Source organism: Mycobacterium sp. NGS66 (assembly GCF_059812225.1).
Genome location: NZ_JCALCG010000003.1, coordinates 87,797 through 112,532 on the forward strand (window position 1 = coordinate 87,797; position 24,736 = coordinate 112,532).

29 protein-coding genes are annotated in these 24,736 nt (G+C 66.2%); 15 read left to right on the plus strand and 14 right to left on the minus strand.

Translation table 11 applies throughout. The annotated features are described in order from the left end of the window. Position 1 precedes the first annotated feature (1 nt). The 5 genes from AC5Y2L_RS08230 to AC5Y2L_RS08250 form a co-directional block, all read right to left on the minus strand. Positions 2–1,045: an LLM class F420-dependent oxidoreductase gene (locus AC5Y2L_RS08230; protein WP_499933711.1), complete on the minus strand. Its 1,044-nt coding sequence runs from the start codon at positions 1,043–1,045 to the stop codon at positions 2–4. Between the two features lie 59 nt (positions 1,046–1,104). Beyond that, positions 1,105–1,455: a nuclear transport factor 2 family protein gene (locus AC5Y2L_RS08235; protein ID WP_499933709.1), complete on the minus strand. Its 351-nt coding sequence runs from the start codon at positions 1,453–1,455 to the stop codon at positions 1,105–1,107. Between the two features lie 38 nt (positions 1,456–1,493). Continuing rightward, positions 1,494–2,345 carry a dienelactone hydrolase family protein gene (locus AC5Y2L_RS08240; RefSeq protein WP_499933707.1) on the minus strand — a complete coding sequence of 284 codons (852 nt, stop codon included), beginning with the start codon at positions 2,343–2,345 and terminating at the stop codon, positions 1,494–1,496. 9 nt (positions 2,346–2,354) lie between these two features. Further along, positions 2,355–2,804, minus strand: a complete 450-nt coding sequence (locus AC5Y2L_RS08245; protein ID WP_499933706.1) for a DUF2510 domain-containing protein — start codon at positions 2,802–2,804, stop codon at positions 2,355–2,357. 84 nt (positions 2,805–2,888) lie between these two features. Beyond that, on the minus strand, positions 2,889–3,095 hold the full coding sequence (locus tag AC5Y2L_RS08250) for an Rv1535 family protein (protein ID WP_499933704.1): 207 nt from the start codon (positions 3,093–3,095) through the stop codon (positions 2,889–2,891). A 595-nt stretch (positions 3,096–3,690) separates the two neighbouring features. Here AC5Y2L_RS08250 and glmS point away from each other — a divergent pair. The 12 genes from glmS (at position 3,691) to groL (ending at position 16,527) form a co-directional block, all read left to right on the plus strand. Further along, positions 3,691–5,559, plus strand: a complete 1,869-nt coding sequence (glmS, locus tag AC5Y2L_RS08255) for a glutamine--fructose-6-phosphate transaminase (isomerizing) (RefSeq protein ID WP_499933702.1) — start codon at positions 3,691–3,693, stop codon at positions 5,557–5,559. Between the two features lie 146 nt (positions 5,560–5,705). After that, positions 5,706–6,563 (plus strand): DUF4436 domain-containing protein, encoded by an 858-nt coding sequence (locus AC5Y2L_RS08260; RefSeq protein ID WP_499933700.1) that lies wholly within the window; start codon positions 5,706–5,708, stop codon positions 6,561–6,563. A gap of 42 nt (positions 6,564–6,605) precedes the next feature. After that, a complete protein-coding gene (locus tag AC5Y2L_RS08265; RefSeq protein ID WP_499933909.1) occupies positions 6,606–7,292 on the plus strand; it encodes a rhomboid-like protein in 687 nt (228 codons plus the stop codon). A gap of 34 nt (positions 7,293–7,326) precedes the next feature. Next, complete coding sequence (locus AC5Y2L_RS08270) at positions 7,327–8,748, plus strand: NAD(P)H-hydrate dehydratase (RefSeq protein WP_499933699.1); 1,422 nt, start codon at positions 7,327–7,329, stop codon at positions 8,746–8,748. A gap of 32 nt (positions 8,749–8,780) precedes the next feature. Then, complete coding sequence (gene gad / locus AC5Y2L_RS08275) at positions 8,781–10,166, plus strand: glutamate decarboxylase (RefSeq protein ID WP_499933697.1); 1,386 nt, start codon at positions 8,781–8,783, stop codon at positions 10,164–10,166. 105 nt (positions 10,167–10,271) lie between these two features. After that, positions 10,272–11,441: an alanine racemase gene (alr, locus tag AC5Y2L_RS08280; protein ID WP_499933696.1), complete on the plus strand. Its 1,170-nt coding sequence runs from the start codon at positions 10,272–10,274 to the stop codon at positions 11,439–11,441. Between the two features lie 80 nt (positions 11,442–11,521). After that, positions 11,522–11,989, plus strand: coding sequence for a tRNA (adenosine(37)-N6)-threonylcarbamoyltransferase complex ATPase subunit type 1 TsaE (tsaE, locus tag AC5Y2L_RS08285; protein ID WP_499933907.1), 468 nt, complete (start codon positions 11,522–11,524; stop codon positions 11,987–11,989). Then, positions 11,986–12,609: a tRNA (adenosine(37)-N6)-threonylcarbamoyltransferase complex dimerization subunit type 1 TsaB gene (tsaB, locus tag AC5Y2L_RS08290; RefSeq protein WP_499933694.1), complete on the plus strand. Its 624-nt coding sequence runs from the start codon at positions 11,986–11,988 to the stop codon at positions 12,607–12,609. Before tsaE ends, tsaB begins: the two co-directional genes overlap by 4 nt. Continuing rightward, positions 12,606–13,076, plus strand: coding sequence for a ribosomal protein S18-alanine N-acetyltransferase (gene rimI / locus AC5Y2L_RS08295; protein ID WP_499933692.1), 471 nt, complete (start codon positions 12,606–12,608; stop codon positions 13,074–13,076). The genes tsaB and rimI overlap by 4 nt, the downstream gene beginning before the upstream one ends. After that, positions 13,073–14,107, plus strand: coding sequence for a tRNA (adenosine(37)-N6)-threonylcarbamoyltransferase complex transferase subunit TsaD (gene tsaD, locus AC5Y2L_RS08300; protein ID WP_499933691.1), 1,035 nt, complete (start codon positions 13,073–13,075; stop codon positions 14,105–14,107). The genes rimI and tsaD overlap by 4 nt, the downstream gene beginning before the upstream one ends. Positions 14,108–14,363: 256 nt before the next feature. Then, positions 14,364–14,666 (plus strand): co-chaperone GroES, encoded by a 303-nt coding sequence (gene groES, locus AC5Y2L_RS08305; protein WP_065156784.1) that lies wholly within the window; start codon positions 14,364–14,366, stop codon positions 14,664–14,666. A 244-nt stretch (positions 14,667–14,910) separates the two neighbouring features. Further along, positions 14,911–16,527 carry a chaperonin GroEL gene (gene groL, locus AC5Y2L_RS08310; RefSeq protein ID WP_499933689.1) on the plus strand — a complete coding sequence of 539 codons (1,617 nt, stop codon included), beginning with the start codon at positions 14,911–14,913 and terminating at the stop codon, positions 16,525–16,527. Here groL and AC5Y2L_RS08315 read toward each other — a convergent pair whose 3' ends face one another. Beyond that, entirely contained in the window at positions 16,528–17,043 is a 516-nt protein-coding gene (locus AC5Y2L_RS08315) for an alpha/beta fold hydrolase (RefSeq protein ID WP_499933687.1), read from the minus strand. It abuts the gene before it with no gap. Between the two features lie 287 nt (positions 17,044–17,330). Between AC5Y2L_RS08315 and AC5Y2L_RS08320 the strand changes: the two genes are divergently transcribed. After that, entirely contained in the window at positions 17,331–17,807 is a 477-nt protein-coding gene (locus AC5Y2L_RS08320; RefSeq protein WP_499933685.1) for a PNPOx family protein, read from the plus strand. Next, on the plus strand, positions 17,804–18,520 hold the full coding sequence (locus tag AC5Y2L_RS08325; RefSeq protein ID WP_499933683.1) for a hypothetical protein: 717 nt from the start codon (positions 17,804–17,806) through the stop codon (positions 18,518–18,520). Before AC5Y2L_RS08320 ends, AC5Y2L_RS08325 begins: the two co-directional genes overlap by 4 nt. A 42-nt stretch (positions 18,521–18,562) precedes the next feature. Here AC5Y2L_RS08325 and AC5Y2L_RS08330 read toward each other — a convergent pair whose 3' ends face one another. From AC5Y2L_RS08330 to AC5Y2L_RS08345, 4 genes are all read right to left on the minus strand, one after another. Continuing rightward, complete coding sequence (locus AC5Y2L_RS08330; RefSeq protein ID WP_499933681.1) at positions 18,563–19,330, minus strand: superoxide dismutase family protein; 768 nt, start codon at positions 19,328–19,330, stop codon at positions 18,563–18,565. Positions 19,331–19,367: 37 nt separating this feature from the next. After that, entirely contained in the window at positions 19,368–20,201 is an 834-nt protein-coding gene (locus AC5Y2L_RS08335) for a mycofactocin-coupled SDR family oxidoreductase (RefSeq protein ID WP_499933680.1), read from the minus strand. A gap of 157 nt (positions 20,202–20,358) precedes the next feature. After that, positions 20,359–21,354, minus strand: a complete 996-nt coding sequence (locus AC5Y2L_RS08340; protein WP_499933678.1) for an LLM class flavin-dependent oxidoreductase — start codon at positions 21,352–21,354, stop codon at positions 20,359–20,361. Positions 21,355–21,363: 9 nt separating this feature from the next. After that, positions 21,364–21,954 carry a TetR/AcrR family transcriptional regulator gene (locus AC5Y2L_RS08345; RefSeq protein ID WP_499933676.1) on the minus strand — a complete coding sequence of 197 codons (591 nt, stop codon included), beginning with the start codon at positions 21,952–21,954 and terminating at the stop codon, positions 21,364–21,366. Between the two features lie 88 nt (positions 21,955–22,042). On the opposite strand from AC5Y2L_RS08345, the gene AC5Y2L_RS08350 reads away from it, so the two are divergent. Then, positions 22,043–22,441 carry a nitroreductase family deazaflavin-dependent oxidoreductase gene (locus AC5Y2L_RS08350; RefSeq protein ID WP_499933674.1) on the plus strand — a complete coding sequence of 133 codons (399 nt, stop codon included), beginning with the start codon at positions 22,043–22,045 and terminating at the stop codon, positions 22,439–22,441. A gap of 170 nt (positions 22,442–22,611) precedes the next feature. Here AC5Y2L_RS08350 and AC5Y2L_RS08355 read toward each other — a convergent pair whose 3' ends face one another. From AC5Y2L_RS08355 to AC5Y2L_RS08370, 4 genes are all read right to left on the minus strand, one after another. Further along, positions 22,612–22,914, minus strand: coding sequence for a toxin (locus AC5Y2L_RS08355; protein WP_499933672.1), 303 nt, complete (start codon positions 22,912–22,914; stop codon positions 22,612–22,614). Continuing rightward, positions 22,911–23,138 (minus strand): ribbon-helix-helix domain-containing protein, encoded by a 228-nt coding sequence (locus tag AC5Y2L_RS08360; RefSeq protein ID WP_499933670.1) that lies wholly within the window; start codon positions 23,136–23,138, stop codon positions 22,911–22,913. Before AC5Y2L_RS08360 ends, AC5Y2L_RS08355 begins: the two co-directional genes overlap by 4 nt. A 63-nt stretch (positions 23,139–23,201) precedes the next feature. Then, positions 23,202–24,023: an SDR family oxidoreductase gene (locus AC5Y2L_RS08365; RefSeq protein WP_499933668.1), complete on the minus strand. Its 822-nt coding sequence runs from the start codon at positions 24,021–24,023 to the stop codon at positions 23,202–23,204. Then, the gene (locus AC5Y2L_RS08370) at positions 24,020–24,703 is read right to left on the minus strand and encodes a hypothetical protein (RefSeq protein WP_499933666.1); all 684 of its coding nucleotides are present in this window, start codon (positions 24,701–24,703) and stop codon (positions 24,020–24,022) included. Before AC5Y2L_RS08370 ends, AC5Y2L_RS08365 begins: the two co-directional genes overlap by 4 nt. Between the last annotated feature and the right edge of the window lie 33 nt (positions 24,704–24,736).

Here is a 24,736-nt window from a genome sequence, read left to right on the forward strand (position 1 = left end):
GTCAGGCGGACCGCATCTGCAGCAGTTCCTCTACATAGCCCACGGCTTCGGCTGGGTCGGTGCTTACTGGCCGCACCAACAGGGTGGTGACACCCGCCTTCGCGAAGGCTTCCAACCGTTCCGCGATGTAGCCGCGCGGACCGATCAGCGAGATTCCGCGCGCCAACTCGTCGGGTACCGCGTCGATCGCCTCCCGTTTTCGGCCGGAAAGGTATAGCTCCTGGATCCGGTCCGCGACCCCGCCGAAGCCGTAGCGAGTCGCCAGGTTGTGGTAGAAGTTGCGGTCCTTGGCGCCCATTCCGCCGATGTAGAGGCCCAGCGTCGGCTTGATCGCGGCCAGCCGATCCTCGACGGCGTCGCCAATGGCCAATGACGTCCCCACCATCACATCGAGCGGCCCCAGCGCGGAATCGCGCTTGGCGGCACCGGCGGACAGCGCCGCACCCCACACCAAGTGCGCCTTGTCCGGATAGAAGAAGGCCGGCTGCCAGCCCTCCGCGATCTCGGCGGTGAGCTCGACATTCTTCGGGCCCAGCGCCGCTATGGATATCGGGATGCGTTCGCGCACAGGGTGATTGATCAGCTGAAGCGGCTTGCCCAAACCCGTCCCGCGGTCCGCGGGCAATGGCAGCTGATAATGCTTCCCCGCATATTGGACCCGTTCCCGGCGCCACACTTGACGGCAGATCTCGACAATTTCGCGGGTGCGCCCCAACGGCGCGTCGAACTCCACCCCGTGGAACCCCTCGATCACCTGAGGCCCGGATGTGCCGATTCCGAGGTTGAACCGACCACCGGACACGTAGTCCAACCCGGCGGCGGTCATCGCCAGCAGCGACGGTGTGCGGATATAGATCGGAAGAACCCCCGACGCCAATTCGACGCGGCTGGTCTTGGCGGCCAGATACCCGAGCTGGCTGATCGCGTCGTAGGAATACGCCTCGGCCACCACCGCCATGTCGATGCCGGACTTCTCGAGTTCGACGACCCTGTCTACCGCTTCGTGAAAGCCGCCGGAATAGTCCAGGGCGATTCCGATTCGCATCACCGATGCTTACCACTGCGGTTGTGCAGCCGGCGCACCCGTCCCCCGCCGGTCGGTTCTCAGCCGGTCGACGTACCCGTCCAGTACTCCGCGAACCGCTGACCATCCCGGGCCAGCCGCAGGATGTCGTTGCCGGTGAACGAGACGGGGCCATCCGGGCCGCGGCCGCTGCCGACCCAGCGAGCGGCAACGAAATCCCCGTCGCGCAGCGGACCGATTTCGATGGCAAAGTTCAAATCCGCCATCATGTTTCGCGTCTCTTCGACGATCTGCTGAAGTTCTTCCGGTCCGTGCACGTCCCGCGCGGGCCAATGGCCTACGAAATCGTCGGTGACGATCTCACCGGCGATCGGCCGACCGGCCCACAGCTCTCCGATCCAACGTCCATACAGACTCTGCGCAGTCGCCATGGTGGCGAGTTACCCCGCCCCGCCGCGCTTTACACGGCTCACTTGAGCAGTGCGACGATCTTCTCTTCAGCGGCGACGGGCGGGGCCTCCGGGTCGACCGGGGTGGTCTTGGGCAGTTGCACGTCGGGATCGGCGAAGTCGCGATACGTCTTGTCGCCGCCCAGCGTGTACAGCAGGTAGCCGGTCAGCAGCGCCCGCACCGACCTTTGGGTGGCGCGGTGTGACCCGGGCAGCCCCAGCACCGATGCCAGCCGGCGGCCCTCGACCAGCCCACCCGGTTCGGCTTTGCTGACGATGCGCAGCGTGGCCGACTCCCACACCCGGGAAAGGCCAAGGGCATTGGCGTTCAACGATTTCGGATCGCCCGGCGCGGTCAAGATCAAACCGGGAACCTTCAGGGAGGCGGCCGGCTGCTCCGCCGGGGGACTGGTCACGGTCGGAAAGATCGGCACTACTGCGCCTAACGGCAACCCGGATTGACCGGCCATGCCGGCGGCCGCGAACACCGCGGCCGAACCGCCGAAGCCATGACCCACCAGGCCGAGCTTGGCCGGATGCACGCTGATCTTGCCGGGCCCCAAGCGGACACCGGCCGCGATGTCGAGTGCGGTGCCCAGATCGAACGCCAGGTTGAGCACCGACGGCGCCAGGCCGCGCTGAGTCTCGGGCGCGGCCGCCACGATGCCCCACGACGCCAGATGCTCCAGCAAGCCGGCATAGGAGGCGGTGCCGGTGAGCCAGTCATGGCCGAACGCGATGGCGGGGAGGTTCAGCCCGGCTTCGGGGGTGTAGACCACACCGGGCAGACCGGCAAAGGCCAGGTCACCGCGCAGAACCCGATGCGGGCCGCGGCGACGCATGGTGGCGAAAAGCTTGCGGATGCGAGGCACCCGTCGACGTTAGCTGTGACCAGGGGGATTGGTCCACTGGGTCCACCCGGCCCCATCCCAATAGCGCTGCCCCGGGCCAGATGGGTTGGCATACCAGCCCGGAGGCATGGGCGACGGCGGGCCGAACTGACTGGGCGGCGCTGTGACGGGTGGTTGGACATGGCCGCCCGCTCTGGCCATCGCCCGCACCTTCCGGATCGCGCTCATATTGGAAAACAGCGCGATCCAGTTCATCAGCAGCAGGGAGAACATGCTCCACCAGCCGAGCGTCAGATTGTAGATCTGCGCCGAACGGTATGCCGCTTCGCATTCCTGCAGCGTGCCGGAGACGGCAAAGCTGTGCTGGTGCCAGAGAATCAGCGCGCCGGTGTGCTTGATCAGCCTGATGTAGTACCGGTCCGTTTGCTGGGGAGTGGAGTAGCCAGGGCCGAGATCGCCTTGATGCTGCGGGTATGACACGGCGGGCCTTTCGGGAGGTTGCCTAGAACGATACCGACCGCCCACACGAAATCGCGCCAGTTAGCTGAAGGCCCCGCATCCGGGCTAGCCGGTGATCTCGATTACCCCGACGCGCCACAGCACCGCGTACATGTGACGCAGCGGAATGCTCAGCAGACGAGCCGCCGCGTCCACCATCGGGTCGCCCCCGACGCCGAACGGCGGCTGCGGCATCCGCTTCGGCGCCGACGCCAAGGCGAGCTTGGTCATGGGCACAGTGGTTACCGCGTCGTCGTACAGAACAGCAGTCATGATTTCCCTTTACAAGATTGTGCGCGGATGGCGTATTAGATCAACAATTTTGAATCCGCAACAGCGACCGTTTATTTCCACGGCAGACATTGCCTGGTTACCCGCTGTATGCATTTGCGAAATTATGAATCCAAATTCTTCGCACAGAGTCGGCGATAGGAATCCGTCCTAGCGCATCGGCGTGGTCTTCCAGCCAGGAGGTCAGGTGACGTTGCGGTGAGCGGTTAACTGATCTCGATATCCAAATGCTTCCTCGGTAGTTGCCAGCCTTGACTACGGACTCAATTCTAAATAGGAATTTCGCCCTTCCCATGACGCCATTGAAAACGCCGGAGATACATTAGGTGAAGCCCTTTTATTGCTTAGGAATTTCGTATGAGTTGAAATCCAGCGACGCCGTGGCAGGCGCATGGCGTGTTTAGCTGTGGGATGGTGCGCCGCGCCCGGCTTCGCCGAGCTTGCAACCGCCGCCGGCCAGATGGCGGCGGTCTGCCGCGCCCGGCTTCGCCGAGCTTGCAACCGCCGCCGGCCAGATGGCGGCGGTCTGCCGCGCCCGGCTTCGCCGAGCTTGCAACCGCCGCTACCCTGGTCTGCTATGTGCGGAATCGTCGGCTATGTCGGGCAGCGCCCTGCCTGCCAGGTCGTGATGGACGCACTGGCCCGGATGGAGTACCGCGGCTACGACTCGTCGGGCATCGCCCTGGTCGGAAACGGCAAACTCACCGTGCGGCGTCGCGCCGGCCGGTTGGCCAATCTCGAGGCTGCGCTGGCCGACGGCCACTTGAGCCAGTCGGAGCCGGCCGAGACCACCGGCCTAGGCCACACCCGGTGGGCCACCCACGGCCGCCCGACCGACCGCAACGCTCATCCACACCGGGATGCGGCGGGCAAGATCGCCGTCGTCCACAACGGCATCATCGAGAACTTCGCGGCGCTGCGCCAGGAGCTGGAGGCCGCCGGTGTGGAGTTCGCCAGTGACACCGATACCGAGGTGGCGGTGCACATGGTGGCGCATGAGTACCACCACGGCGCGACGGCCGGGGACTTCGTCGGCTCCGTGCTGGCCGTGTTGCGCCGGCTGGAGGGCCACTTCACCCTGGTGTTCGCCAACGCCGACGATCCGGGCACCATCGTCGCCGCCCGCCGCTCGACCCCGCTGGTGATCGGGATCGGCGACGGCGAGATGTTCGTCGGCTCCGACGTGGCCGCATTCATCGAACACACCCGCGACGCCGTCGAACTCGGGCAGGACCAGGCCGTCGTGATCACTGCGGACGGTTACCGGATCAGCGACTTCGACGGCAATCCCGATGTCGAGTACCGCGAGTTTCACATCGACTGGGACCTGGCCGCCGCCGAGAAGGGCGGCTACGAGTACTTCATGCTCAAGGAGATCGCCGAACAACCCACCGCCGTGGCCGACACCCTGCTCGGCCATTTCGTCAAGGGTCGGATCGTGCTGGACGAACAGCGGCTGTCCGACCAGGAGCTGCGTGAGATCGACAAGGTGTTCGTGGTCGCCTGTGGCACCGCTTACCATTCCGGCCTGCTCGCGAAATACGCCATCGAGCACTGGACGCGGCTGCCCGTCGAAGTGGAGCTGGCCAGCGAATTCCGCTACCGGGACCCGGTGCTGGACCGCAGCACGCTGGTGGTGGCCATTTCGCAGTCCGGTGAAACCGCCGACACCCTGGAGGCCGTCCGGCACGCCAAGGAGCAAAAAGCCAAGGTGCTGGCGATCTGCAACACCAACGGCAGCCAGATCCCCCGCGAGTGCGACGCAGTGCTCTACACCCGCGCCGGCCCGGAGATCGGGGTGGCCTCGACGAAGACCTTCCTGGCCCAGATAGCCGCCAACTACCTGCTCGGGCTGGCCTTGGCGCAGGCGCGCGGCACCAAATACCCCGACGAGGTCGAGCGCGAATACCGCGAGCTGGAAGCGATGCCCGACCTGGTGGCCCAAGTGATCGCGTCCGTCCAACCGGTGGCCGACCTGGCCTACCGGTTCGCCCGCTCGTCGGCCGTGCTGTTTCTGGGGCGGCATGTCGGCTACCCGGTGGCGCTGGAAGGCGCGTTGAAACTCAAGGAATTGGCCTATATGCATGCCGAGGGGTTTGCCGCCGGCGAACTCAAGCACGGTCCGATCGCGCTGATCGAGGACGATCTGCCGGTCATCGTGGTCATGCCGTCGCCCAAGGGATCGGCCACCCTGCACGCCAAGCTGCTGTCCAATATCCGCGAAATCCAGAGTCGCGGCGCGATAACTATCGTGATCGCCGAGGAGGGCGACGACACCGTGCGCCCCTACGCCGATCACCTGATCGAAATCCCCTCAGTGTCAACACTTCTGCAGCCGCTACTGTCCACCATCCCGCTGCAGGTGTTCGCCGCGTCGGTGGCCCAGGCCCGTGGTTACGACGTGGACAAGCCGCGGAATCTGGCCAAGTCGGTCACCGTCGAATAGCTTGGCCGCTTTGGCCATATCGCCGACGGGCATGCACTCGTTGTGCTAAATCTCGTGGGCAGTAAGCGCATTCGGCCGGTGAATACATGCCGCGGAAGCCGTATCGGGGGTGCTGTTTGAGATTCGGCGTCATAAGCCTCATCGCGATGCTCGTCGGCGCATACATCGCGGCTGTCGTGTTATATGCGCAAGGAGGAACCCTCCGGCAGCCGCCGGAAGCTCCGGCGGCGGGCGACCGGAGCACGGCCAGGCTGTCGGTGGAAGAAATCCAGTCCAACTACCGGGTCGTCTCGGCCAACCTGACCATCTCGCCCGGACCCGCCCTGCTGGATCCCCAAACCCAGCACCTCAACCAGGACGTCACGCTCAGAGTCAGATCCGCGGCGATGCCTACCCGCATCACCTGGACGAGGGGCATGCTGCCCGGCGTCATCGCCGTTCAGCTCACCATCGCGGGTGAGATCGAGGACTGGCCCTTCGATCGCTACCGCTCCGGGCCCATCGAGGTCGAATTGCACCATGGCGCCGGTGACGCCGTGGTCGAGCGCGTCCCGGTCACGTTCGTCGCCGACCTTCCTGGCTGGCACGTACTCGTCAACGAAGACAGCGGGGTCGGCCCGTACCGCGTGAGTTTGCAACGATCGCTCAGTGCGGCGGCGTTCGGCCTGGTCATCCTCGGGGTGCTGGTCGCCATTGCCGGTCTGGGCCTGTTCGTCGCGGTGCAGACGCTGCGCGACCGACGACCATTTCAGCCGCCGATGACGACGTGGTACGCGGCGATGCTGTTCGCGGTGGTACCGCTGCGAAATGCGTTGCCCGGCTCCCCGCCGTTCGGCGGCTGGGTCGACATCACCCTCGTCGTCTGGGTGCTCGTGGTGTTGGTGGTCTCCATGCTGTTGTACGTCGCCTGCTGGTGGCGACACCTGAAGCCGCACAAGGTCGAGCAGCCCGAAGAACCTGCCGCGGCGCCGTCGAGAGCTGAACCGCCCCCAAGCAATGCGTAGGTTTGCCAAAGTTAACGCGTGGCGGAATCCCTGACGGCACGACTGCGCAACGTCGGCCTGGCAGTGTGGCGCTTCGTCAGCCACGCCCCGCTCACATACACCTGGCTGCTCGCGTTGGTGGTCACCACCGTCTGGCAGCACCTGGTTACCGGCCAGCAGCTGCACTGGTTGCTGCTGCACCGTTCGACCAATCTCCATGGATTGGCCACGGATCCGCTTGGCGTGCTGTTCTCCAGCCTGTTCTGGATCGACGGCAAAAGCTTGGAGCCGTACCTGCTGCTGTTCACGCTGTTCCTCGCGCCCGCAGAGCACTGGCTGGGCCAGGTGCGTTGGCTGGCTGTGGGATTGAGCGCCCACATCCTGGCCACCTATATCAGCGAAGGCATGCTCTACTGGGCGATCGAAAAGCACGACGCGTCCGAACGCTATGTGCACGCGCACGATATCGGCGTGAGCTACTTCCTCGTGGGGGTGATCACTGTCCTCGCCTATCACATTGCGCGACCCTGGCGCTGGGGCTATCTCGCGGTGCTGTTCATCATCTTTGGTTTCCCGCTGATCACCATGGACCGCCTCGGGCTGGACTTCACCGTGATCGGCCACTTCGCCGCGATCCTCGTCGGCCTGGCGTTCTACCCGATGGCCCGCGAACGCAAACGCCCAGCGCTGAACCCGGCGAACCTGAAATCGCTGTTCCGGCGGCCCAAGCCCCGCGAGCAGTCGGCATGACCGGCGTCGGTGCGAGCATGGAATCCTGGGTCTGATGCGGCATTACTACTCTGCAGACCAGATCCGCGAGGCCGAGGCGCCGTTGCTGGCCAGCCTGCCCGACGGGGCGCTGATGCGGCGCGCGGCTTACGGGCTAGCGACCGCCATCATCCGCGAGTTGACGGCTCGCACCGGCGGGGTCAGCGGCCGCCGGGTGTGCGCGGTGGTGGGCTCGGGCGACAACGGGGGTGACGCGCTGTGGGCGGCGACCTTCCTGCGGCGCCGGGGCGCGGCCGCCGAGGCGGTGTTGCTGAAGCCCGAGCGAACCCACCGCAAGGCGCTGGCGGCGTTCACCAAGGCCGGCGGTCGCGTCGTGCAAAGTGTTTCGGCCACAACCGATCTCGTCATCGACGGAGTGGTAGGAATATCCGGCTCCGGTCCGTTAAGGCCGGCCGCAGCGGAGGTGTTCGCCGATGTCGCCGCCAAAGGCATCCCGGTGGTGGCCGTCGACATCCCCAGCGGGGTCGACGTGTCGACCGGAGCCATCACCGGCCCCGCCGTGCGTGCCGCGCTGACCGTGACCTTCGGCGGGCTCAAACCCGTACACGCGCTGGCCGACTGCGGCCGCGTCACGCTGATCGATATCGGGCTGGATCTGCCGGACACCGACATGCTGGGTTTCCAGGCGGCCGACGTGGTCGCGCGCTGGCCGGTCCCCGGTCCCCACGACGACAAGTACACCCAGGGCGTGACCGGGGTGATGGCCGGCTCGTCGACATATCCGGGCGCTGCGGTGCTGTGCACCGGTGCTGCGGTCGCGGCCACCTCCGGCATGGTCCGCTACGCGGGCAGCGCGCACCGTGAAGTCCTCGCCCAGTGGCCCGAGGTCATCGCGTCGCCCACGCCGGCGGCGGCGGGGCGGGTGCAGGCCTGGGTGGTCGGGCCGGGGCTGGGCACCGACGACGCCGGGGCGGCCGCGCTGTGGTTCGCGCTGGAGTCCGACCTGCCGGTGATTGTCGACGCCGACGGGCTGACCGTCCTTTCTGCCCACCCCGACCTGGTGGTAAACCGCACCGCCCCGACGGTGCTCACTCCGCACGCCGGCGAGTTCGCCCGGCTGGCCGGGGCAGCGCCGGGCGACGATCGCGTCGGCGCATGCCGCAAGCTGGCCGACGCGTTCGGCGCGACGGTGCTTCTTAAAGGCAACGTCACCGTCATCGCCGACCCGGGCGGACCGGTCTACCTGAATCCGGCGGGCCAATCCTGGGCGGCCACCGCCGGGTCCGGCGACGTGCTGTCCGGGATGATCGGCGCCCTGCTGGCCTCGGGTCTGCCGGCCGGTGAGGCCGCCGCTGCCGCGGCCTTCGTGCACGCCCGAGCCGCGGCGGCCTCTGCCGCCGACCCGGGACCCGGCGACGCGCCCACGTCGGCGTCGCGCATCCTGCATCACATCCGCGCCGCCCTGGCCGCCTTGTAGCCGCTCTGCACCAGCAACGAAAGGATTCCGCCGTGTCCCGCACTCACCCGTCGATGGCCCTGCATTCGATCGCTCCGGCCTACACCGGTCGGCTGTTCACCGCGCCGGTGCCGGCGCTGCGGATGCCCGACGAGTCGATGGATCCGGAGGCGGCCTACCGCTTTATTCATGACGAGTTGATGCTGGACGGCAGTTCGCGGTTGAACCTGGCCACCTTCGTCACCACCTGGATGGATCCCGAGGCCGGGAAACTGATGGCCGAGACCTTCGACAAGAACATGATCGACAAGGACGAATACCCGGCCACCGCGGCCATCGAACAGCGCTGCGTCTGCATGGTCGCGGACCTGTTCCACGCCGAAAACCTCAGCGACCAGGACCCGTCCAGCGCCTGCGGGGTATCCACCATCGGCTCCAGCGAGGCGGTGATGCTGGGCGGCCTGGCGATGAAATGGCGCTGGCGGCAAAAGGTCGGGAAAGACTGGAAAGGCCGCACGCCCAACCTGGTGATGGGCTCCAACGTGCAGGTGGTCTGGGAGAAGTTCTGCCGCTATTTCGACGTCGAACCCCGCTATCTGCCGATGGAAGAAGGGCGCTATGTCATCACGCCCGAACAGGTCGTCGATGCCGTCGACGAGGACACCATCGGCGTGGTGGCCATCCTGGGCACCACCTACACCGGTGAGCTCGAGCCGATCGCGCAGATCTGCGCCGCGCTGGACAAGCTGGCCGCCGGCGGCGGTGTGGACGTTCCCGTGCACGTCGACGCCGCCAGCGGCGGCTTCGTGGTGCCGTTTCTGCACCCGGATCTGGAGTGGGACTTCCGGCTGCCCCGGGTGGTGTCGATCAACGTCAGCGGCCACAAGTACGGGCTGACCTACCCCGGTATCGGGTTCGTGGTCTGGCGCAGCAACGCCTACCTGCCCGACGAGCTGGTCTTTCGGGTCAACTATCTGGGCGGCGACATGCCGACCTTCACGCTGAACTTCTCCCGACCCGGCAATCAGGTCGTCGGCCAGTACTACAACTTCTTGCGGCTGGGCCGCGAGGGCTACACGAACGTGATGCAGACCCTGTCGTCGACCGCGCGGTGGCTGGGCGATCAACTGCGCACCGGGGAGCACTGCGAGCTGATCTCCGACGGCTCGGCGATCCCGGTGGTCGCGTTCCGGCTGGCCGGCGACCGCGGCTATACCGAGTTCGACGTCTCCCATGAGCTGCGGACCTTCGGCTGGCAGGTGCCCGCGTACACCATGCCGGACAACGCCACGAACGTATCCGTGCTGCGCATCGTGGTGCGCGAGGGGCTGTCCGCCGATCTGGCCCGGGCGCTGCACGACGACGCCGTCAAGTCGCTGGCCACCCTGGACAAGCTGAAGCCCGGTGGGCACTTCGACGCGCAGCACTTCGCGCACTAGTTCGGTTTTGCGCCGCGAGAGTGCCACCGGCAACGCATTCTGCGAGTAGCTGCGTCGGTAGCTGCACTTTCGCGGCACCTGTGCGGTTCTGGGACAATAACGGCCATGAAGGGGCCCGCCGTGACGCCGATCTCCCTGACGCCGGGCCTGCTGGCCGAGGCCGTCGTCGACCTGGGTGCCATCGAGCACAACGTGCGGGTGCTGGCCGAGCACGCGGGCCGCGCGGGGCTGATGGCGGTCGTCAAAGCCGACGGCTACGGCCATGGCGCGACCCGGGTCGCCCATGCCGCGCTGGCGGCCGGTGCGGCCGAGCTCGGTGTCGCCACCGTCGACGAGGCGCTGGCGCTACGGGCCGACGGCATTACCGCGCCGGTGCTGGCCTGGCTGCATCCGCCGGGCATGGACTTCGGCCCGGCCCTGCTGGGTGACGTGGAGATCGCGGTGTCGTCGGTGCGCCAGCTTGACGAGCTGCTGGACGCGGTGCGCCGGACCGGCCGGACCGCGACGGTAACGGTCAAGGTCGACACCGGACTGAACCGCAACGGCGTGACTCCGGCGCAGTTTCCGGCGGTGCTGACCGCGTTGCGCCAGGCCGTCGCCGAGGACGCCATCCGGCTGCGCGGGCTGATGTCGCACATGGTCTACGCCGACCAACCGGACAATCCGATCAATGACGTTCAGGCCCAACGGTTTACCGCGATGCTGGAGCAGGCGCGCGAACTGGGTGTGCGGTTCGAGGTGGCGCATCTGTCGAACTCGTCGGCAACCATGTCGCGGCCCGACCTGGCCTTCGACCTGGTGCGGCCAGGCATTGCGGTGTACGGCCTGAGCCCGGTGCCGCAGCTCGGCGATATGGGCCTGGTTCCGGCGATGACGGTGAAATGCGCTGTGTCGCTGCTTAAATCGATCAGCGCCGGTGAAGGCGTGTCGTATGGGCACACCTGGATCGCGCAGCGGGATACCACGTTGGCGCTGCTGCCCGTCGGCTACGCCGACGGCGTCTTCCGCTCGTTGGGCGGGCGACTGGAGGTACTGATCAACGGCAGGCGGTATCCGGGCGTCGGGCGGATCTGCATGGACCAGTTCGTCGTCGACCTGGGCCCCGGCCGCGTCGATGTCGCCGAGGGTGACGAGGCCATCCTGTTCGGACCCGGCAGTTCCGGCGAGCAAACCGCGCAGGACTGGGCGGATCTGATCGGTACCATCCACTACGAAGTGGTCACCAGTCCTCGCGGGCGCATCACCAGAACCTATCGCGAGGCCGAAACCCGTTGAGCAGTAAGCAAACTCGTAAGCGTGACGGCTGGCTTGCGGGAGGGGCGGACGTGCAGCCGACGCGAAATGCTTGCGCCGCCATGCGTGAGGGGCTTTCGGGCACAGCGACTTTGGAGCGTGTAGAGGACACGATGGCACTGGGTGCCCGGCTGGGTGAGCAGCTGCGCGCCGGCGACGTGGTGGTGCTCTCGGGGCCGCTCGGAGCCGGAAAGACGGTGCTGGCCAAGGGCATTGCCGCCGCCATGGATGTCGACGGGCCGGTCACGTCGCCGACGTTCGTGCTGGCGCGCGTCCACCCGGCGCGACGGGCGGGCGATCCGGCGATGATCCACGTCGACGTCTACCGGCTGTTGGATCATGGAGGCGCCGACCTGCTGGCGGAGCTGGACTCGCTTGACCTGGACACCGAACTGGACGATGCCGTCGTTGTGGTGGAGTGGGGCGAGGGCCTGGCCGAGCGGCTATCCGATCGGCACCTCGACGTCCGCCTGGAACGGGTCAGCCATTCCGACGTGCGGATCGCGACCTGGGAATGGAGCCGCGCGTGACGGTGATTCTGGCTCTCGACACCGCCACCGCGGCGGTGACTGCGGGCCTGGTACGGCTCGAAGATCTCGCCGTGCTGGCCGAGCGGGTCACGCTCGATCCGCGAGCACACGCCGAGCGGCTAACGCCGAACGTGCTGGCCGCGCTCGCCGATGCGGCGCTCACGATGGCGGATCTGGACGCGGTGGTGGTGGGCTGCGGTCCCGGCCCGTTCACCGGTCTACGGGTCGGCATGGCAACGGCCGCGGCCTATGGCCACGCGCTGAACATCCCGGTCCACGGCGTCTGCAGCCTAGACGCCATCGGCGGGCAAACCACCGGGGACACGTTGGTGGTCACCGACGCGCGTCGGCGCGAGGTGTATTGGGCGCGATACCGCGACGGCATCCGGACCCACGGACCCGCGGTCGCCGCACCCGCCGACGTCGACCCCGGACCGGCACGCGCGGTGGCCGGCTCGCCCGAGCATGCGGCGCTGTTCGACCTGCCGATGTGCGGCCCGACCGCCCCGACGCCTGCGGGGTTGGTGGCCGCGGTGGCCGACTGGGCCGCCGAGCCGGCGCCGTTGGTGCCGTTGTATCTGCGCCGACCGGATGCCAAGCCGTTGGCGGCTCGCGCATGACGGCCCACCTCGGACCCGTCACCGTCGGCGCACTCACGCCCGCCGACGCAGACCGCTGCGCCGAGCTCGAAGCCCAGCTGTTCGACGGCGACGATCCCTGGCCCGCGGCGGCATTCAACCGCGAGCTGGCCAGCTCCCACAACCACTACGTCTGCGCCCGCAATGCCGACGGCCGGGTGGTCGGTTACGCCGGCATCTCGCGGCTAGGTCGCAAACCGCCGTTCGAGTACGAAGTGCACACCATCGGCGTGGACCCGGCCTACCAAGGACAGGGCATCGGCCGACGGCTGCTTGACGAACTGCTGGAGTTCGCCGAAGGCGGGATCGTCTACCTGGAGGTCCGCACCGACAACGCGGCGGCCATCGCCCTGTATCACAGTGTGGGATTCGACCAGGTCGGCCTGCGCCGGCGCTACTACCGGGTCAGCGGCGCCGACGCCTACACCATGCGGCGGGAGGCACAGTGAAGACGATCCTGGCCATCGAGACCTCGTGCGACGAAACCGGCGTGGGAATCGCACGGCTGGACTCCGACGGCACCGTGACGTTGCTCGCCGACGAGGTGGCCTCCAGCGTCGACGAACATGTCCGGTTCGGCGGCGTGGTGCCCGAGATCGCCTCCCGGGCGCATCTGGAAGCTCTGGGCCCCGCGATGCGTCGCGCGCTACACGCGGCCGGCCTGAGCCGGCCCGACATCGTCGCCGCCACGATCGGGCCCGGGCTTGCCGGCGCCCTGTTGGTGGGAGTGGCTGCGGCCAAAGCGTATTCGGCCGCTTGGGGAGTGCCGTTCTACGCGGTGAACCATCTCGGCGGGCACCTGGCCGCCGATGTCTACGACCACGGGCCGTTGCCCGAATGCGTGGCCTTGTTGGTGTCGGGAGGCCATACCCACCTATTGCATGTGCGGTCGCTTGGCGAGCCGATCGTCGAGCTGGGCAGCACGGTAGACGACGCCGCCGGCGAGGCGTACGACAAGGTGGCGCGGCTGCTGGGGCTGGGCTACCCGGGCGGCAAGGTGCTCGACGACCTGGCGCGCACCTGCGATCGCGAGGCCGCGGAGATCCCCGTCTTCCCGCGCGGCATGACGGGCCCCGCCGACGATCGATACGCGTTCAGCTTCTCCGGGCTCAAGACCGCCGTCGCGCGTTATGTGGAGAGCCATCCGGATTTCCGGACCGCCGATGTGGCGGCCGGATTCCAGGAGTCCGTCGCCGATGTGCTGACCAAGAAGGCGGTTCGCGCCGCAACGGATTTGGGGGTGTCGACCCTGCTGATCGCTGGGGGAGTGGCCGCGAATTCCCGGCTGCGGGAGCTGGCCGAAGAGCGTTGCGCCCGCGCGGGCTTGACACTCCGGATACCCAGGCCGCGGCTTTGCACCGACAACGGCGCAATGATCGCCGCTTTCGCCGCGCAACTCGTCGCCGCGGGAGCACCGCCGTCGTCGCTGGACGTCCCGAGCGACCCCGGTATGCCCGTAGTGAAAAGCCGCATCGGCTGACTTTCACGGGGTGCCCTTGAGTGCTAGCACTCTCGTGTATAGAGTGCTAGTTGGCAATCGGACGAGCCCTGGGCCGGCACCCGCGACGACGGCGCCTGGACCCGGACGGATGCCGAATCACCTGGTAATTCGGACGGTTCCGGGGGCAAGCCCCCGGCCGACCGCCAACTCTGGTCGGGGTGCATGCCCAGACCCGAAACAAAACAGTCGGGGCCCGAAGGCACCGACCCGAACCAACAAGTGGAGGGCTCTAATCGTGGCGAAGGTGAACATCAAGCCACTCGAGGACAAGATCCTCGTACAGGCCAACGAGGCCGAGACCACGACCGCGTCCGGTCTGGTCATTCCTGACACAGCCAAGGAGAAGCCCCAGGAGGGCACCGTCGTCGCAGTCGGCCCCGGCCGGTGGGACGAGGACGGCGAGAAGCGGATTCCGCTGGACGTCGCCGAGGGCGACACCGTCATCTACAGCAAGTACGGCGGCACCGAGATCAAGTACGGCGGCGAGGAGTACCTGATTCTGTCGGCGCGCGACGTGCTGGCTGTCGTCAACAAGTAAAAGACCGTGTTCCGCCCCGGCGATCCCCGCGTTGCAGCGCGGGCGATTTCCGGGGCGGCATGCGTTCGTGGCGATCGCGAGCGCGGCGGAGCCGGGCGAGGCGGGTCGCCACCATTGAACCCGTGGCGATCGCGAGCGCGGCGGAGCCGGGCGAGGCGGGTCGCCGCCATTAAGACCGGTGGCGATCGCGAGCGCGGCGGAGCCGGGCGAAGCGGGTCGCCACCATTGAGCAGCAGGGAGCCTTATGAGCAAGATCATTGAGTTCGACGAAACCGCGCGTCGTGCCATGGAGGCCGGCGTGGACAAGCTCGCCGACGCGGTACGGGTGACGCTGGGGCCGCGCGGACGGCATGTGGTGCTGGCCAAGTCCTTCGGCGGGCCGACCGTGACCAATGACGGGGTGACCGTCGCGCGTGAGATCGACCTGGAAGACCCATTCGAAAACCTCGGCGCTCAGCTGGTGAAGTCGGTCGCGACCAAGACCAACGACGTCGCCGGTGACGGCACCACCACCGCGACGGTGTTAGCCCAGGCGCTGGTCAAGGCCGGCCTGCGGCTGGTGGCGGCCGGGGCCAATCCCATCGCCCTCGGCTCGGGCATCGGTAAGGCTGCCGATGCCGTGAGCGAGGCGCTGCTCTCGTCGGCCACTCCGGTGTCCGACAAGAACGCGATCGCCCAGGTGGCGACGGTCTCGTCGCGCGACCCGCAGATCGGTGAGCTGGTCGGAGAGGCGATGAGCAAGGTCGGTCACGACGGTGTGGTCAGCGTCGAAGAATCCTCGACGCTGGGCACCGAGCTGGAGTTCACCGAAGGCGTCGGCTTCGACAAGGGGTTCCTGTCGGCGTACTTCGTCACCGACTTCGACTCGCAGGAGGCCGTGCTCGAAGACCCGCTGATCCTGTTGCATCAGGACAAGATCAGCTCGCTGCCGGACCTGCTGCCGCTGCTGGAGAAGGTCGCGGAATCGGGCAAGCCGTTGCTGATTATCGCCGAGGACGTCGAGGGCGAGGCGCTTGCGACCTTGGTGGTGAACTCCATTCGCAAGACGCTGAAAGCCGTCGCCGTCAAATCGCCGTACTTCGGTGACCGGCGCAAGGCGTTCATGCAGGATCTCGCGGTGGTGACCGGCGCCGAGGTGGTCAACCCGGACACCGGGCTGTTGCTGCGCGAGGTCGGCCTCGAGGTACTGGGCTCGGCACGGCGCGTCGTTGTCACCAAGGACGACACCATCATCGTCGACGGCGGCGGCTCGGCGGATGCGATCGCCAACCGCGTCAAGCAGCTGCGTGCCGAGATCGAGACCACTGACTCGGACTGGGATCGCGAGAAGCTCAGCGAGCGGCTGGCCAAGCTGGCGGGCGGGGTGGCCGTCATCAAGGTGGGTGCGGCCACGGAGACCGCGCTCAAGGAGCGCAAGGAAAGCGTCGAGGATGCGGTCGCCGCGGCCAAGGCCGCCGTCGAGGAGGGCATCGTCGCCGGTGGTGGGTCGGCGCTCATTCAGGCGGGCAAGCGGCTGCAGGAGCTGCGTGCGTCGCTGTCCGGTGACGAGGCGCTGGGTGTCGACGTGTTCTCCGACGCGCTGCGCGCACCGCTGTACTGGATCGCCACCAACGCCGGATTGGACGGCTCGGTCGTCGTCAACAAGGTGAGCGAACTGCCCGCCGGTCAGGGCCTGAACGCGGACACGTTGAGCTACGGCGACTTGGCCGCCGACGGCGTCATCGACCCGGTCAAGGTCACCAGGTCGGCGGTGCTCAACGCGGCCTCGGTGGCCCGAATGGTGCTCACCACGGAGACGGCGGTGGTGGACAAACCTGAAAAGGCGGACGAGCACGACCACCACCACGGTCACGCGCATTAGTCATTCGGTGTGACGGAGCCCCCCGGTCCTCAGGGGCCGGGGGCTTGCTCGACGCGACTGCCCTTCAGCCCAGAGTTCTTCGGGAAAACCATCCGGGTAGTCGGGCGCCCACGTCATGCGCGAATATGCGCCGTACAACACGAGTGCCGACACCCGTTGCGGGTAGGTGGCGGCGAAGAGGATCGACATCGCCCCGCCTTCGGAGCTTCCGAATACGGCGGCCCGCTCTGAGCCAGCGTCATCCATCACGGCGCGGAGATCGTCCATCCGTTCCTCGAGTGTCGCCACGGGGACGCGATCCGACAGGCCGGTGCCGCGTTTGTCGAACATAATCAGACGAGAGAACGACGCGAGACGCTCGAAATATCTGCGCTCGGCTGGATCCTCCCACTGCAACTCGAGATTTGAGACAAACATTGGCACGTGAATGAGGTCGAACGGCCCGTTGCCGATGACCTGATAGGCGATGTTCACGTCGCCCGACCTCGCGTACCGGATTTCCGGGACGGCGAACATTGCGTCAGTCTAGGGCGCCGTCATCAAGAACACGGGTCATCAGGTGTATGTCTCGACCTGGGCTCGCTTCATGTCGGCGTGGCGAATGGCTGGAGAGAGGCAGCCTTCGCCATGAAGTTGCCACCTCTTGTATGGGCTTTCTGTACCTGAATGGTACGGCGACCTAGTACGAAATGACTTTGCGTGCGCTGGCGTATCCACGGGGCGAACAAAGGATCGTCAAGGTGCATAAGCAGGGGGGTATCGGCGGGCGCAGGGGGCAGCCCCTCGGTGGCATAGTCGATCGAGTGATGGATGATCCTGCACGTCTAGCCTCGTTCTTCGCGAGGGCGAACGCAGTAGTACGGCCGCTCCTCAAGTCCCCGCTGCACTGGCTGCTGAGTGGACGTCTGATGCTGCTCAGCTACATCGGCGGAAAGACTGGCAATGAATACACTTTCGTCGTCGGCTACTTCCCTTGGGACGACGGCGATGTCCTGGTGTCCAGCACGGCGAACTGGCCGAAGATTCTCGGCAATGCCCGAAATGTGCGGCTCCTGATCAAGCGCCAGTGGTTCAGTGCTGCACCGACAGCGGTCAGACGCGACGACGAGAAGGCCGACATACTAGGTGAATTCGCACGGCGGAACGGACCGAAAGCAGCGAAAGGTCTCATGCTCGGGTTACCGGGAGATCGCCAACCGGATCGGCGAGAGTTGCTCGCTGCTGCAGCAAAGACAACGCTCGTTCGCTTCCGCACCGCGACGTGTGAGTCACAAGCGTGAGCTATCCCCAGCAGTGGCCGCCGAAACCGCCGCAGTACCAACAGCATTGGCCTCCGCCGTACCCGCCTGCGCCGCGCAAGACCAAGGTCGTGCTGATAGTCGTGCTCGCGCTTGCGGCGATCATCGTTCTAATACCGGCGGCTTTGGTCGGGTTTTTCGTAATCCAGGGCATCGCCCGCGAAGGTCTCGACGGGCGCGGCGGAGTCAAGAAAGCCAACTCGCTCTCGGACTTCGATGTTGTTTGCGATCGCGGATCAATCAGTAATGCCGCCACGTACGGGAAGCCCTACAAGATCGCCGCGTTCGCTCCGAACGAGCCGCCGAATATGCCGAACTTCGCGACTTCGGCCGACCATTGGCGGGAACTGACACTTGACTCGCGTGCCGACTACCGGGTGAGTCCCGACGACTTCCAGTCGGCGAATGTCGTTGCCTGCCTTTCCCATAAAGCTGGGACCGAGGTGAAGTCACTCACCTGCAACTTCGAGACTGACGCGGGCGAACACGTGACCGTTGACTACTACTCCGTTCAGTACGACATCGAGCTACGCGAAGCCAGAACAGGCAAGCACATCGAACAACTGGGAGCGGTGGACGGTCCCGCGACCAGCTGCCCGTTTCTCGTCTGGGTCGCGAAGCGGGATCCGAAGATGTACGCGGAACCAGATCCTGCGGCCGTCAATGCGGAGCTCGCTGCCTTCGCGCGCAAGTGACTGCTTAGCGGGACCCGAGAGAACCGGATCGCGTCCGCGGCGTCAGCCGCCGGGACGAGTCGTTACGGTCGTGGTGGGCGGGAACGTCGTCGAGTACGTGGTGGTCGGGCCGCTGGTGACCGTGACGGTGCTCGTGCTGGTACTCGTGCTCGTGGACGCCGGCGGCATTGCCGTCGTAGTGATGACCGTCGTGACAGTAGTTGTCGGCGTGGTCGACGAGGTCGTCGTCGCGGCCGCCGCTGCAATCACGCCGCAGGCCAACCGCTTACCCAAATCAGCCGCGGTGCCATTGCTGAGGTAATCCACGTCCTGCTGAATGACGAGGGCGCTACCCGAGCTGCTTCTCAGGTCCGCGGCGGTGAAGGCGCTGGTGGTCGTGACCAATTTCGCCGAGCCATCGGGCCGCACCTGCAATGCAGTCAGATCGCCGCTGGCGGGATAGCCTGTGTGACCTGACGCCTGGTAGACGCCTCCGGCGGAAATGAAGTCTCCGCTCACTCCCTCCGACGGCGCAGCCGAACTGGGCTCGCATCTGCCGATCGAGTGGATCCGAAGGCCATGGAAGCCGGGGCTCAAGACGTGGTTCGGCCCGGCTTCCACGGTCACGGTGGCGTAGCCGTTGGTGAAATCGATTGTGGCAGTGCCGACTTGACTGCCGTCGGCGCCTTTCAACTGCGTGGTCATCCGCTCCGTGCCGGGCGGCGCGCCAGAGGACGTTGTGGCCTGGTTACCGCCCTGGTTTGAGCATGCACCTAACGGTGCGATGGCGGCGGTAAGCGCCGCGACGGCGAAGGAAATGCCCTTGTTCATGGGCGGTGCCTACCCGGATTTGTCGAGGTCGAAACGACTATTTGACCGTGATGCCGCCGTCTACGGGCAATGTGATGCCGGTGATGTAACGGCCCGACTGCCCGCAGAGATACACCATGGCTTCGCTCACGTCAGCGGCTTCGACGAGCTCTACCGGCAACGGCGCTTGTAACGCGGACGCACCTTCGGGATGCTCGGCCATCAATTGCGCGAACGGCTCGTTGACGATCATGGGCGTGTTGACACCGGTAGGGTGCACAGTATTGACTCGAATGTTCTTCTCCGCCAACGAGGTTGCATAGTATCTCATCAAGCCGACGACGCCATGCTTGGCGGCGTGGTAGCCGGCCAACCCGTGGCTTCGACTACTGAAGGCTGGACAGAGACTGTTGAGCCCGGCCGTCGAGCTGGTGATCACGATGGCCCCGCCCTCGTCGTGGTCCAAGAGCGCGGGCAATGCGGCCTCGATCGTGTGGTAGACACCGTTGAGCAGCACGTCGACCGAATCGATGTAGGCCGCCAGGTCGTGTCGCTGTTCGCCGACCGCCGGCAAGATTCCCGCGTTCGCGAGCACGAAGTCGAGTCGCCCTAATTCGGCCACGCCTTGGGCCACAACGGCTTTCAGCCTCTCGAAGTCTCGGACATCGCCCTGCTCGGCGACGATGCGACGGCCGGTCTTTTCGACGAGGTTGACGGTCTCGTCCAGATCCTCTCTGGTCGACATCGGATAGGCGACGCAAGCCATCTGATCGCAGAGATCCACGGCGATGATGTCGGCGCCCTCCTCGGCGAACCGAACAGCGTGTGACCGGCCTTGGCCCCGCGCGGCGCCCGTGATGAACGCGACTTTGCCGTCGAATTGACCTGCCACGATCGTCTCCTTCGGGCTATCGGATTCGAGTATCCGCCTGCGGACCTCGCCATGATCGAGTAATCGAGTACTCAACTTTTCGTGCGCCGAGACTTAAACGGCTGCAGGCATTCTCAGTGCGTCGCCGCAGCTAGTGTCGCGTTGGGTTGTCGGCCGATCAGGCTGCGAGCCCAGCGGCGGACGCGAATGCGTTGAGTTCTCGTTCGATGTCGGAACCTGCTGGCTGATAGACGATCTCGGTCACGCCGAGCGCGTCGAATCCCGCGATCTTTTCTGCGACGTGCCTTGCAGGGCCGGTCAGCGCCGTCGAGCTGGCCAAGGGGAGGAGGTCAGCAACGTGCGGCTCGTCGTTTGGATTGGCCTTGACCAAATGCCCCGCGTGGATGGCGAGATGCCGCTCGTCCGGCGGGTAGGCCTCGATCGCCTCCCGCCAACGTTGTCCGCCCGGCAGCGCGTCCACCGCGGCGGCGCCACCGCGCTCGTACATGGCGTGATAGAGCACTACCGTGCCGGGCGCCGCTGCGTCGATGGCGCGCGGCGAGGTCAAGTCCTCGCCGTCGTCGAGCACGGTGCCGAAGCAGAGTAAGGCCCGCCAGTCGGAGATGTTCGCGGCGTCGGGCTGGGGTACGGCGGCGGAGAAAACACCGTCGCCGAGCTCGGCCGCGACGGCCAACCCTTTGGGGCCGTCGGCGCCGATCAGTATCGGCACCTCGATCGGTCGCGGCGCCCCGAAGCCCGGCAGGTGCAGCATGCGGATCTTCGCCCCGTCCCACTCGGCAGGTTCCCCGGCGAGAAGAGCACGCAGGCACCGCACGTATTCGGCGACCTGCCGCCAGGGCATCGCGCGCCGGCCCAACGCCATCCGGCCGGTGAAACCCGAGCCGATCGCCACGACGACGCGGCCAGGCGCCCGGTCCACCAGCTCGGCGATCGCGGCCGCGTTGACCATCGGATGCCGCAGGCTGGGAACCAGCACCCCTGGCCCGATCCCAATTCGCGACGTGCGCTCGGCGCACCGGGTGAGAACCATCCACACGTCGGGATAAAGCGCCGGCGAGTCGTACAGCCATGCCCGCCGGTAGCCGAGCGTTTCGGCTAACTGCACGTGGGCCGGGGTGTTCGACGACGTGGCGAACGCACATGAGATGTCCATGTTCGGACCCTACGAGACCGGCGAGGTGTTCAGGTGAACGCCGATCACCGGGGCCACTCGGGCAACTAGCTCGTCGACGGGTCGCGACGCGATCGGCTCTACCTTGATGATGTAGCGCAGCAGGGCGACGCCCAGTAGTTGCGCCATCGCCAGATCGACCCGTAATTCCCCGTCTGGACCTTGCACCGCCTCGGCGATCAGCGGATAGAGCTGCCCGTTGATGAATTGGCGGACCAACGCGGCGGACTCGTCATGGGTCGCCGCGCCGCGCAAGATGGCCATCAGTGCCGCCCGCGACTGGGGCTGCTCCCAGGCCTCGAAGAAGACCCCGGTCAGGCGCTGCGCAAGACCGCTGCGCTCACCCTCGGTAATTTGTGCGGCGATCTGCGCCGGATCGAACGGCCAACCCATGGTCGCCCGAAACAACCCCGCTTTGCTGCCGAAATAGTGCCTGATCAGCGCCGGATCGACCCCAGCCGCACCCGCTATATCGCGCACCGAAGTCTTGTCGTAGCCCGCTTCGGCGAACCGGTGAGCCGCGGTTTCCAGCAGCATGCGGCGGGTGTCGGTTTTGCCCGGTCGTCGTCCTGTGCGCGGCATAGTGTCAAGAATTCTACAACTGTTGACTTCTTTCGCGAACCAGGATTAACCTGAAGGCAAATAATTCTACAAGTGAGGAGTTCTGCAGATGCCGACGCCGCGATGGGTTGCCCACCTCAACAAGATCGGGCTGAATCAGCTGACCAAATTCATCGCACCGTGGGCCCCGGGCTGGGCGGTGGTGGTCCATCGCGGCCGCAAGTCGGGCAAGACCTTCCGCACCCCGCTCTGGGCGTTCCGCCGCGGCGACGGCTTCGTGATCGCGCTGACCTACGGGCCCGGCGCGGATTGGGTACGCAATGTCCTTGCCGCCGGCGGCTGTGAGATCGACGCCCGGGGGCGGCATTACCAGGTTGGCAATCCCACCGTCTACCGCGACGAAAAGGCCAGCGATATGCCGCTGTTCATCCGGTTCATGCTGCGCTGGGTGATCAATGCGCCGGACTTTCTGCGCGTCGACGTGATAGGCGAACGACAGGCTGCCTAATAAGCCGAAAAACCCGCCATATCCGCAGGATTTCGTAAAGTTGCGTCATCGCGACGGAGGGCGGACCGATGGCAGGCTTCCCGGTTGATCCCTCGTCCGTGACGGCGGAATGGCTCGGCGATGCGCTGGGCGCTGACGTGCGGGACTGTCGGCTCGCTAGCGCGGTCTGGTTACGAGATGAGCGAAGCGATTATCCCTGCTGTTTCGCGAAGCGCGGGCGCCCCGATGCTGCCGATCGGGTCGTCGAGCGCGGCTCTGGGAAGCCATTGCACGAGCTCCGGCAGAAGTGTGCCCTGAGGCTGTTCGACGGCGACCACCATCGCCATCGCGCTGTCCGGCAATCGGCCAGGGACAAACGGGCAGGTGATGACACGCCCGGTATCGGCGGCGAGATGGAAGGCGTTGGACAGCACCGCAACGTACAGCTCGTGGTCGCTGTCGCGGCGTGGCGCGATGTCGCCGGGGTTGATCACAAATCCGCGGCCCGGTTGGCTCGATACACCTTCTCGGCATAGGCGTCGATGTCGAGTGCGGGAACGGTTCGCGTTGTGTAGTCGTGCAACGCGATGCGCAGATGCTCATTGCGCAGGGCCTGCTCGATGAGTTCCGACCGATTCAAACCAGCGGCCTTGGCGTCCAGGTCGGCGGTGGCCAGCACGCCGGCATCGATCGTCACGGAAACTTTCTCTTTTGCCATACCGGATATCCTACCAATCATACTACTTTCGGTAGGGAGCCTTACGAATGCGTTTCGCACTGGCTAGCCCGTGTGGGCCCGGACCCGCTCGTCGTAACTCGACCGCGCCGCGGAGTCGAGCGTGCGCAGGACCCGGTCGCGAGTCAGCGGACCGCGGATGGCGCCCAGTAGCCGGTCGGGCAACATCGCGGCGGCGGTTTCGTAGCTGCGCATCCATCGAGGTACGGCGACAATGGCGTCCCGGTGCCGGCATGACGCGACGACTTCGTCGGCGATTCGACTCGGGTCGACGGTCGGCAGTAGACCACCGAGTTTGACGCCGGCGGTGAGCTCGGTGCGCACTGCCGACGGGAGCACGGCGGTGATCGTGACACCCGTGCCGGCCAGTTCGTCGCGAAGTGCTTCGGTGAGCCCGACGACGGCGTATTTGCTGGCGCAGTAGGTGGCCAATCCCGCGGCGGGCATCTTTCCCAGATACGAACCGATGTTGACGATGTGGCCCGTGCCGCGGTCCAGCATGCCGGGAAGTGCCAGCTTCGTACCGTTCAGCACGCCGCTGATATTGATGTCGACAATCGCATCGGTAATCGCGTCGTCCTCGGTTTCAAACGCACCCGCGGGCATGATGCCGGCGTTGTTCACCAACACCGTCAGCGGGCCGTCGACCGCGTCGAGAAATTCGGCAAATGATCTCCGCGAGCGCACATCCAAGACGCACCCGCGGCCACCGAGCTTGGCGGCCTCCTCAGCCGCCAACTCGGCATCCAGGTCGCCGATGAATACTCGGGATCCCTTGGCGGCGAAGGCTTTTGCCGTCGCCAGCCCGATGCCGCGGGCGCCACCTGTGATCGCCACCGCAGCGCCGGCGAGCTGGATGGAAGTCACGGGCAGACGTCGATCGGCGACTTGGCTGCCCAGTACGCCAGCTGGCGATACCCCCTTTGTCCGTGGCCCTGATGCCATAGCTTGGCGCCCAGGAAGATGCCCGGCACGATCTGCACGGCCTCGTCGCGAACCCGGTTGATCGGCCACGGATTGGTGCCGATGCTCTCGTAATCCAGTACCAACACACGCGTATCTGGTGCGACGACGCTGTACTCGACCCGGTTGAGCATGTCGAAGGCTTCCCAATGGTCGCCGACGCGACGCATTCGGTAGCCCGGGGCCAGCAGTGTTGCGAGTACTACGGCTGTGATGGTGACCGAGTTGGTTCCGCGTTGGGCCGGGCGGTCGAATTTCTTGCCCAGCCACGGCATCAGCCCCAGCCGACTGATCAAGGCATGCGCGGCCGTCTGGATGACCCGGCCGGTCAGGTCCAGGTCGGGATCAGGGGTTGTCCAGCCGACAAACATCCCGTCGGTCTGGCCGTCCACTACCGCGGGGGTGCCGGCCGCGAATAGCTGGGCCAGTTCGATCTCCGCAGCCTCGCCGGGTAGCCCGGCACCCAGACGTTCGATCCATGCCCAGGCCGCGTCGCGGGCAGCCTGCGGGTCGATTTGCGAGATCTGCTGCAACCGGGAGATCCGGTCGTCGACCAGGGAATTCGTGCGTGTTGATGCTGTCATCCGTAGCGTCCTTAGCCGAGTGGATGGGATATC